We start from the raw sequence: 8,167 nt of genomic DNA on the forward strand, positions 1-8,167 counted from the left end.
GTGCCCGGCGGAACCGCAGACGGCGCAGGGTTCGCCGTCGACCAGCCCGGCGGCCAGCTCCGCCGCGATGCCGTCCAGGCGGCGCTCCCGGATCCGCAGCCACGCCTCGTGGGCCGTGTTGGCCTCTTCGCGCGCGGAGTTCAGCCGGCGTTCCGCCGTGTCGGCGGTCTCTTCGAGGGTGTCGCGGCGCCGAGCCGCGGCCAACCGGCGTCGGGCGGGTTCGAGTTGCCCCGCGAGCTGTTCGGCGCGGGTGACTGCCTCCTGGGCGGCCTCGATACGGTCCTGGAGGGTGCGGCGGGTGGTGTCCCAGCCGGCCAGCCAGCTCTCCGCGTCCCGGAGGATCTCGTCGTCGGTCCGTGCCTCCCGCTCCAGGACCGACCGCTCGGCGGTGATCTCCGCGCTGCGCCGCTCCGCCTGCCGGGCCGCGTCGAGGGCGCCCAGTTCCTGGCGCATGGACCGTTCCAGGGCCGCCAGTTGCTCGGCGCCCGCCTCGGTGAGGTCGTCGGGGAGGCGTTCGCGCGTACGGTCGTACGCGTAGGCCGCCGCGCGGTGCGCGCGGTCGGTCTCCTCCCGCAGGGCGACGGCCGGCGCGACCCGTTCGGCTCTGAGGCCGCGCTCCAGCAGGGCCCCGGCCTCGTCGCGCTCGGGGCGGCGGGCCTCCAGCTCCTCGGCACGCCGGCGCGCCGACGCGAACCGCTCCTGGAGACGGGCCAGTTCACGCTCACCGTCCAGCGCGCGCCGGGCCGCCGCCTGCCTGCTCTCCGCCGCCGCGAGGGCCGACTCGGCGATGTCGGCGCGCTCGTACGCGAGGGAGCGGGCGACGGCCGCCCATTCCAGGACGGCCGGGGCGAGTTCGGGGTCGCCCGGCTGGTGTCCAGGCAGCGGGGGCGCCCCGCCGCCCGCCGCCTGGGCGATGCGCTGCGCGATCCCGGTCAGCCGTTCGTCACCCGCGCGTACCTGCTGTTCGGCGGCGCGGCGCAGTTCGGCGAGGCGTTCCTCGACGGCGGCGAAGCGCCGCGTGTCGAAGAGCCTTCCGAGCAGTCTGCCGCGCGCTTCGGCGTCGGCCCGCAGGAAGCGCGCGAAGTCCCCCTGGGGCAGGAGGACGACCTGGCAGAACTGCTCGCGGCTCATGCCGAGCAGCTGGCTGATCTCCTCACCGATCTCCTGGTGGGAGCGGCTCAGCGCGCGCCACGCGCCGCTCTCCGGGTCGTACTCGCGCAGCCAGCTCTGCGCCTTCTCGGTGGTGAAGCCGGCGCCCCGCTTCTTGGGGCGGAGCTGCGCGGGCTGCCGGGTGATCTCCAACCGCCGCCCGCCCACGGTCAGTTCGAGCAGGATCTCGGTGTGCGTCCCGGCGGCGGCATGGTCGCTGCGCAGGGACGCCCCCGGGCTCTGCCGGGCGCCCGGCACGGCGCCGTACAGCGCGTAGCAGACCGCGTCGAGCACGGACGTCTTGCCCGCGCCGGTGGGCCCGTGCAGCAGGAAGATGCCGGCGGCGGAGAGCGCGTCGAAGTCGACGGACTCGGTGCCGGCGAAGGGGCCGAAGGCGGTGAGGGTGAGGCGGTGCAGTCTCATGGGGTCACCTCGCGGACGGTCGCGTCGACCCGTACGTCGTCGAAGGCGTCGCGCAGCACGGTACGTTCCCGCGCGTCGGCCCCGGAACCGCCGCGGACGTGCGCCACGAAGTCCTCCGCGATCTGCTGGTCGGTACGGCCCGCGAGGCGCCGCGCGTACGAGGCGAGCGGGTCGTCGTCGGTGCGTTCGGGGTCGAAGACCAGGCTGAGCGTGTGCGGGAAGCGGGCGGTGAGCCGGGCCATGGGTTCGGCGGGGCGGACCGTGTCGGTCAGGGTCGCCTCGACCCAGGCGTCCTCGTGGGGGGTGAGGGTCTCGTCGGCCAGCAGGTCGTCTAGCCGGCCCCGGACGCGGGCGAGGGCGCGCGGTACGGGGCAGTCGATCCGCTCCGCCTCGATCTCGCCGCCGGGGCCGAGGTCCACGAGCCACATGGTCTTGCGGTGGGTGGCCTCCGAGAAGGAGTACGCGAGCGGCGAACCCGCGTACCGTACGCGCTCGGTGAGGCGCTGGGAGCCGTGCAGGTGGCCGAGGGCGACGTAGTCGACGCCCTCGAAGACCCCGGCGGGCACGACCGCGACCCCGCCGACGGTGATGTCGCGTTCGCTCTCGCTGGGCGCGCCTCCGGCCACGAAGGCGTGGGCGAGGACCACGGAGCGGGTGCCGGCGGGGCGTGCGGCGAGGTCGGCCCGTACCCGCTCCATGGCCGCGGTGAGCACGGTCTCGTGATCGGCCCTGGGCGCCTTGAACTCGTCCCGTACCAGCGCCGGTTCGAGGTACGGCAGACCGTAGAAGGCGACGTCGCCGTGGGTGTCGGTGAGCACGACGGGGGTGGCGCAGTGGGCCGGGTCGGTCCGCAGGTGGATCCCCGCGCGGCCGAGGAGACCCGCGCCGACGCCGAGCCGGCGGGCCGAGTCGTGGTTGCCGGAGATCATCACGGTCGGGACGTCCGCGTCGGCCAGCCGGTGCAGGGCCCGGTCGAAGAGGTCGACGGCGCCCAGCGGCGGCACCGCGCGGTCGTAGACGTCGCCCGCGACCACCACCGCGTCGACCGCGTGGGTCCGTACCGTCGACACGAGATGGTCGAGGAACGCGGCCTGCGCGTCGAGCAGGCCCACGCGGTGGAACGACCGCCCCAGATGCCAGTCCGACGTATGAAGAATCCTCAAGAGACGGCTCCGGCCTGCATATTTCCCTTTCCCCACCCCTCGCGGCGCCCGCTCCCGCGCATACGTCCCCGGGCGACGCCGCCTGTCGCGGACCACGGACCACGCTAGCGCCGCCCGCAACCCGTTTCCCAGCGGCCCCAGTCTCCCACCGGACGCCCGCCCGGCGGGTCATCCCGGTCACCCCGGGGTCATCTCCGTGAACCCCGCCGGAAACAACAGACACAATCGGTGACACTCAGGACAAATTCCGTCACCACAAATCAATCTCCGATCGGATCAGCACCAAGATCGAGCAGCCGGTGGCGCATGGGCGCCGTGACGAGGCCCGGCGGCGGACGCCGCACTACGCTGGCCGCGCTGATGAACCGTGTCCCGGCCCCCGGCGACCAGACCCAGAGGAGTTGGCCACGGATGGGTTCCCTCACCGATCCCCCCGACGCGTGCCAGGTGGTCAGGGCGACGGGCGAACTCGACCTGACGACCGTCCCCCGCTTCGCGCACGAGCTGCGGACCATACGGGACGTGCCGCGACCGCCCCGCCTGGTGGTGGACCTGAGCGCCGTGTCCTTCATGGACGGCAGCGCCCTCGACCCGCTCTGCGCGGCCTGGGACGACTGCCGGCACCGGGGCGGCTGGGCCAGGGTCGTCTACACCCGCCGCAGCGTCGGGATCGTGTTCCGCGCGGCCCGGCTCGGAGAACTGTTCCCCCAGTACCTGAGCGTCCAGGACGCCCGGCGCGGCCATGTCGCGGACGCCCCGCCGCCCCGGGAACAGGGCGCGCCGTCCGGTGGGAGCGCGTAAGGTCACCGGGAGTCGGCGGGCGCCGCGCCCAGGACACCGGCCACAGCGATCAGGACGGACACCGTGATCAGCGACGGCATGGCCGAAGTCCTCCGCACCCTGGGCCTCGGCGGGGACAAGGACCTGGCGGCCGCCTGCGTCAAGGCACTCGGGGTCGACGGGGTGGCCGTGTCCCTCCTCCTGGACGACGGGCCACTGGTCGAGCCGCTGTGGTGCCACCCGGGGAGCAGCGCCCGTTTCGAGGAGCTCCAGTTCACCTTCGGGGAAGGCCCGGGACCCGAGGCGGTCCGTACGGGCGTGGTCGTCCTGGAGCCCGACCTGACGCGCGTACGGCCCGAGCGCTGGCCGGCGCTGCTGCCGGCCGCGCTGGCCACCCCGGTGCGGGGCGTCTTCTGCTTCCCCCTCGGTATAGGCGCCATCCGTTTGGGTGTCATGACCGTCGTACGCCATGACAACCGCGGGTTGTCGCGCCGGCAGATCGCGGACGCGCTGGCGCTCACGGCGGCGCTGACCACGGCTTTCCTCGACGACCAGGGCACACGGGTCAGGGGCGGCCGGCAGGCGGTGTCCCCGCCGTCCGAGGTGTACCGCGCGGTGGTCCACCAGGCGACCGGCATGATCAGTGTGCAGCTGGGGGTGGAGTTGGCGGAGGCGCTCGTACGGTTGCGCGCCTTCGCCTACAGCAGTGAGCGGACGCTGAGCGAGGTCGCGGCGGACGTGGTAGCCAGGAAGCTTCGATTCGAGGACCATAAAAACGGGCCGCATTCGCCCGACGGTGGAAAGAGATGATCGGCATGGCCCGCGAACAACGCTTGGCGGAGATCTTCGTGGAGGTCGCCGACTCGCTGATCGACGACTTCGACGTCATCGATCTGCTCCAGCGGCTGTCCACCCGCTGCATCGAACTGCTCGACGTCGACGCGGCGGGCATCATGCTGGCCGACGTGCACGGCGAGTTGCAGATCATGGCCGCGTCGGACGAGCACGCGCGGCTGCTCGAACTGCTCGCCGTGCAGCACGACCAGGGTCCGTGTGTGGAGTGCTACGCCACGGGTCTGGCGAGCCCCAACATCGACCTGACGGACGACGTGGCCGCCGAGAAGTGGCCGCGCTTCACCGCGCAGGCGCGCGCGGTCGGGTACGTGACCACCCACGCGCTGCCCCTGCGGCTGCGGGACCGCGTGGTCGGCGCGCTGAACCTGTTCCAGAACGGGCCGCACCGGCTCGGCGACGGGGAACTGGCCCTCGCGCAGGCGCTGGCGGACGTCGCGACGATCGCCATCCTCCAGCAGCGCACGCTGGAGCAGTCGCACGTGGAGACGAGCCAGCTCCAGGCGGCACTGACCAGCCGGGTGCTGATCGAGCAGGTGAAGGGGATCCTCGCCGAGCGCTGGGGGGCGTCCGTGGACGAGTCCTTCGAGGCCTTCCGCGCCTACGCCCGCGCGCACCGGCTGCGGCTGGCGGACTTCGCGGCGGAGATCATCACCGGCGGGTTCGACACGACACTGATCCCGGCGCCGGCACCGAGCCGCTGAGCCACCGACGCCGAGCCGCTGAGTCGCCGGGCGCACGGGAGCACACGCCGCGCAACGCGGGTCCGGGCAGCCGCCCGGGCGCCCTCATCCGTCCCCGTACGCCTCGCCGCCCAGTTCCAGCACCGCCGTCCCCGCCGTGGTGTCCGCGAGCCAGGCCCGGAACGTGTCGACCTCCCCGTCCGGCAGCCCGATCCCGATGGTCACCGCCTCCGCGTACCGCACCTCACGGACGGCGCGCCCGGTGGCCCGCAGATCGTTCTCCAGCTTGCCCGCGCGCTGGTGGCCGACGGTGACGGTGGCGAGCCGGAAACGCCGCCGGGTCCGGACGCCGACCACGTCCAGCGCCTCGCCGACCGCTCCCCCGTACGCCCTGATCAGCCCGCCCGCGCCCAGCTTGACCCCGCCGTAGTAGCGGGTGACGACCGCGACGACGTACCGCATCTCGCGGCGCAGCAGCATGTCGAGCATCGGCACCCCGGCCGTCCCGCCCGGCTCCCCGTCGTCGCTCGCCTTCTGTACGGAGGCGTCGGCGCCGATCACGTACGCGAAGCAGTGGTGACTGGCCGCCGGGTGCTCCTTGCGGATCCCCGCCACGAACTCCTGTGCCTCGCGCTCATCGGCGACGGGTGCCAGCGCGCACAGAAAACGCGACCGGTTGACCTCGGTCTCGTGCACGCCCGCCCGGGCGACGGTCCGGTACTGCTCCTGCATCACCCCACCCTATGCGGGGCCGCCGACCTGCGGAGCCGCCGGAAGGACCCGCCGGAATACGCGGGAATGACCGGGGCGGGCCACCCGTTGTCCCGGACATGTACGCAGACGAGAAGACCATCCGCCGGATCCTCACCTCGACCGGTGACACCTGGGCGGTCGTGGGCCTGTCCACCAACACCTCGCGGGCGGCCTACGGTGTCGCGGCCGTGCTCCAGCGCTTCGGGAAGCGGGTGGTGCCGGTGCATCCCAAGGCCGAGACGGTCCACGGCGAACAGGGGTACGCCTCGCTGGCGGACATTCCCTTCCCCGTCGACGTCGTGGACGTCTTCGTGAACAGCGAGCAGGCCGGCGCGGTCGCGGACGACGCCGTGGCCATCGGCGCGAAGGCCGTCTGGTTCCAGCTCGGGGTGATCGACGAGCAGGCGTACGACCGGACCCGGGACGCCGGTCTGGCGATGGTGATGGACCGCTGCCCCGCCATCGAGATCCCGCGTCTCGGCTGAGCCGCGGACGCGGCTGCCCCTCAGATGCCCAGTGCCTCCAGCACGACCACGCCCGGCAGGTCCGCGAAGGCCTTGCCGGGCACGATGAGCTTCCCCCGGCGGCGCCCGCTTCCGATGAGGACCCACTCCGTGTCGAGCACGGCGGAGTCCACGAAGAGCGGCCAGTCGGCGGGCAGGCCGATGGGGGTGATGCCGCCGTACTCCATGCCCGTCTCGCCGACGGCGGTGTCCATCGGGGCGAACGACGCCTTGCGCGCGCCGAGTTGTTTGCGTACCACACCGTTGACGTCCACCCGGGTACGGGACAGGACGACGCAGGCGGCGAGGGTCGACCCGCCCGCGCGTTTGCCCGCCACCACGACACAGTTGGCCGACCGGTCCAGCAGCTCGGCGCCGTGGTGCTCGACGAAGACGGCCGTGTCGGCGATCGCCGGGTCGGTGTCCACGAACACCAACTGGTCGGCGGGGACGGCGCCCTGCCAGGCGCGTACGGCCCGGGCGACCGGTTCGGTGAGCAGGTCCAGGCAGTCCGGGGCGGGTCGGGCGTCGGTGAAGTTTCCGATGGGTGCGCGCATGGACGTCACGCTAACGCACGGCAGGTGCCCGACCGACGCCTGTGAGCCGCCGACGGCACGGGTCACCAGCCATGAGCCGTCAGCGGTCAGCCGTCAGGGTCCAACTCCGCCAGCGCCAGCAGCTGTTCGGGCGTGACCCCCTCCGGGATCGGCACCGGCGCCGGGGTGCGCAGCGGCGGCTGCCAGCCCCGCTCCGGGTCCCAGCTCCGTACGATCCGGGCCGGGGCCCCCGCCACCACCGCGTGGTCCGGCACCTCGCCCCGTACCACCGCCCCCGCGGCCACGACCACGTTCCTGCCCAGCCGCGCGCCCGGCAGGATGACCGCGCCCGTACCGAGCCAGCAACCGGGCCCGATGTCGACGGGCTCGACCCTGGGCCACTGCTTGCCGACGGGCGTCCCCGGATCGTCGTAGCTGTGGTTGGTCGACGTGATGTAGACGTACGGGCCGCAGTACGTGTCGGAGCCGATGGTCACCGTGGTGTCGGCGATGACGTGGCTGCCCCGCCCGAGCACCACCCCGTCGCCCAGCGTCAGGACCGTCGCGGGCCCGAGGTCCAGGCCGGGCATCATCCCGGCGGTCAGCGTGACCTGCTCGCCTATGACGCAGTGGTCGCCCAGCTCGATCCACGCCTCGCCGAACACAGTGCCCTGCGGGAACGCCAGCCGGGTGCCGGCGCCGATCCTCGCGAAGCGCAGCCGCCCCGGATGCTCGGCGGTGACGGCGCCGTTGTCCTGGATCCAGCGCCAGCCGCGCTGGACGGCGCGCGACGCGAGAGCGCGGCGCCAGGCTGCCAGCGAGGAGAGGACGGTTCCGTTCTTCGGCACGCACTCACCGTAGAGGGGCGCGGACAGGACGGGCCGGGCACGGACCTGTGATCTTCCCCCCAGACCCATGCGGAACCGACCCTTCCGCTGTCACACCGTCCCCTCCCCTGTCACGGCGCCCCCTCCCGTATCACGGCGCCCCGCCCCTCTGGGGCGCTTCCGCACAAACTCCCCCGTAGGGCTGGCACCGGCCTTTCGCGCGCCTCGGGACACGACGCCGTGGCTAGCATGAGCGCCACTCTCTGTCTCCCCCCACACACTCCAAGTACCGAGGGACCGCGGAATGTCAGTGCCTGTCACCCCCAGCCCGCACCGCATACGCCCCGCGCGATCGCTGTCGTTGACCGTCCCCCTGGCCGTGCTGGTGGTCGCCGGCGCTGCCGCGGCCTCGGTGGCCGTGGCGGCCCCCGGGCCGGCCCGCGCCTGGGTGACGGCCACCGCCGGCGGGGCCTGGGCGTGTGTGGCGGTCACTGTCGT

At 73.3% G+C, this 8,167-nt stretch carries 9 protein-coding genes and 1 pseudogene; 5 read left to right on the forward strand and 5 right to left on the reverse strand.

Annotation, left to right across the window (positions count from 1 at the left end; all coding sequences use genetic code 11):
• Window positions 1–1,572: SMC family ATPase (locus tag GT042_RS18550; protein WP_161309837.1), on the reverse strand; the 1,572-nt coding region annotated here is incomplete at its 3' end.
• Complete coding sequence (locus GT042_RS18555; protein ID WP_161309838.1) at window positions 1,569–2,735, reverse strand: exonuclease SbcCD subunit D; 1,167 nt, start codon at window positions 2,733–2,735, stop codon at window positions 1,569–1,571. The genes GT042_RS18555 and GT042_RS18550, both read right to left, overlap by 4 nt.
• Before the next feature lie 411 nt (window positions 2,736–3,146).
• Here GT042_RS18555 and GT042_RS18560 point away from each other — a divergent pair, with 411 nt between their 5' ends.
• From GT042_RS18560 to GT042_RS18570, 3 genes are all read left to right on the forward strand, one after another.
• The gene (locus tag GT042_RS18560) at window positions 3,147–3,536 is read left to right on the forward strand and encodes an STAS domain-containing protein (RefSeq protein ID WP_161309839.1); all 390 of its coding nucleotides are present in this window, start codon (window positions 3,147–3,149) and stop codon (window positions 3,534–3,536) included.
• A gap of 63 nt (window positions 3,537–3,599) precedes the next feature.
• Window positions 3,600–4,325: an ANTAR domain-containing protein gene (locus GT042_RS18565; protein ID WP_161309840.1), complete on the forward strand. Its 726-nt coding sequence runs from the start codon at window positions 3,600–3,602 to the stop codon at window positions 4,323–4,325.
• Window positions 4,322–5,071, forward strand: coding sequence for a GAF and ANTAR domain-containing protein (locus GT042_RS18570; protein ID WP_161309841.1), 750 nt, complete (start codon window positions 4,322–4,324; stop codon window positions 5,069–5,071). The genes GT042_RS18565 and GT042_RS18570 overlap by 4 nt, the downstream gene beginning before the upstream one ends.
• A gap of 84 nt (window positions 5,072–5,155) precedes the next feature.
• On the opposite strand, the gene GT042_RS18575 is transcribed toward GT042_RS18570, so the two are convergent.
• Entirely contained in the window at window positions 5,156–5,782 is a 627-nt protein-coding gene (locus tag GT042_RS18575; protein ID WP_161309842.1) for a YigZ family protein, read from the reverse strand.
• 98 nt (window positions 5,783–5,880) lie between these two features.
• Here GT042_RS18575 and GT042_RS18580 point away from each other — a divergent pair, with 98 nt between their 5' ends.
• Window positions 5,881–6,288, forward strand: a complete 408-nt coding sequence (locus GT042_RS18580) for a CoA-binding protein (RefSeq protein WP_161309843.1) — start codon at window positions 5,881–5,883, stop codon at window positions 6,286–6,288.
• A 20-nt stretch (window positions 6,289–6,308) separates the two neighbouring features.
• Here the strand turns inward: GT042_RS18580 and GT042_RS18585 are convergent, their stop codons facing one another.
• Together GT042_RS18585 and GT042_RS18590 are read right to left on the reverse strand one after the other, a co-directional pair.
• On the reverse strand, window positions 6,309–6,863 hold the full coding sequence (locus GT042_RS18585) for a YbaK/EbsC family protein (protein ID WP_161309844.1): 555 nt from the start codon (window positions 6,861–6,863) through the stop codon (window positions 6,309–6,311).
• Between the two features lie 86 nt (window positions 6,864–6,949).
• On the reverse strand, window positions 6,950–7,690 hold the full coding sequence (locus GT042_RS18590) for an acyltransferase (protein WP_161309845.1): 741 nt from the start codon (window positions 7,688–7,690) through the stop codon (window positions 6,950–6,952).
• 283 nt (window positions 7,691–7,973) lie between these two features.
• Between GT042_RS18590 and GT042_RS39180 the strand changes: the two are divergent.
• Window positions 7,974–8,167: pseudogene (locus GT042_RS39180) on the forward strand (ATP-binding protein); the annotation flags it as partial.

This window comes from Streptomyces sp. SID3212, assembly GCF_009865405.1.
Classification (GTDB): domain Bacteria; phylum Actinomycetota; class Actinomycetes; order Streptomycetales; family Streptomycetaceae; genus Streptomyces.

Coding starts and splice junctions, on each gene's coding strand:
- GT042_RS18560 (WP_161309839.1), top strand. CDS start 3,147: ATGGGTTCCCTCACCGATCCCCCCGACGCGTGCCAGGTGGTCAGGGCG.
- GT042_RS18570 (WP_161309841.1), top strand. CDS start 4,322: ATGATCGGCATGGCCCGCGAACAACGCTTGGCGGAGATCTTCGTGGAG.
- GT042_RS18575 (WP_161309842.1), bottom strand. CDS start 5,782: ATGCAGGAGCAGTACCGGACCGTCGCCCGGGCGGGCGTGCACGAGACC.
- GT042_RS18585 (WP_161309844.1), bottom strand. CDS start 6,863: ATGCGCGCACCCATCGGAAACTTCACCGACGCCCGACCCGCCCCGGAC.
- GT042_RS18580 (WP_161309843.1), top strand. CDS start 5,881: ATGTACGCAGACGAGAAGACCATCCGCCGGATCCTCACCTCGACCGGT.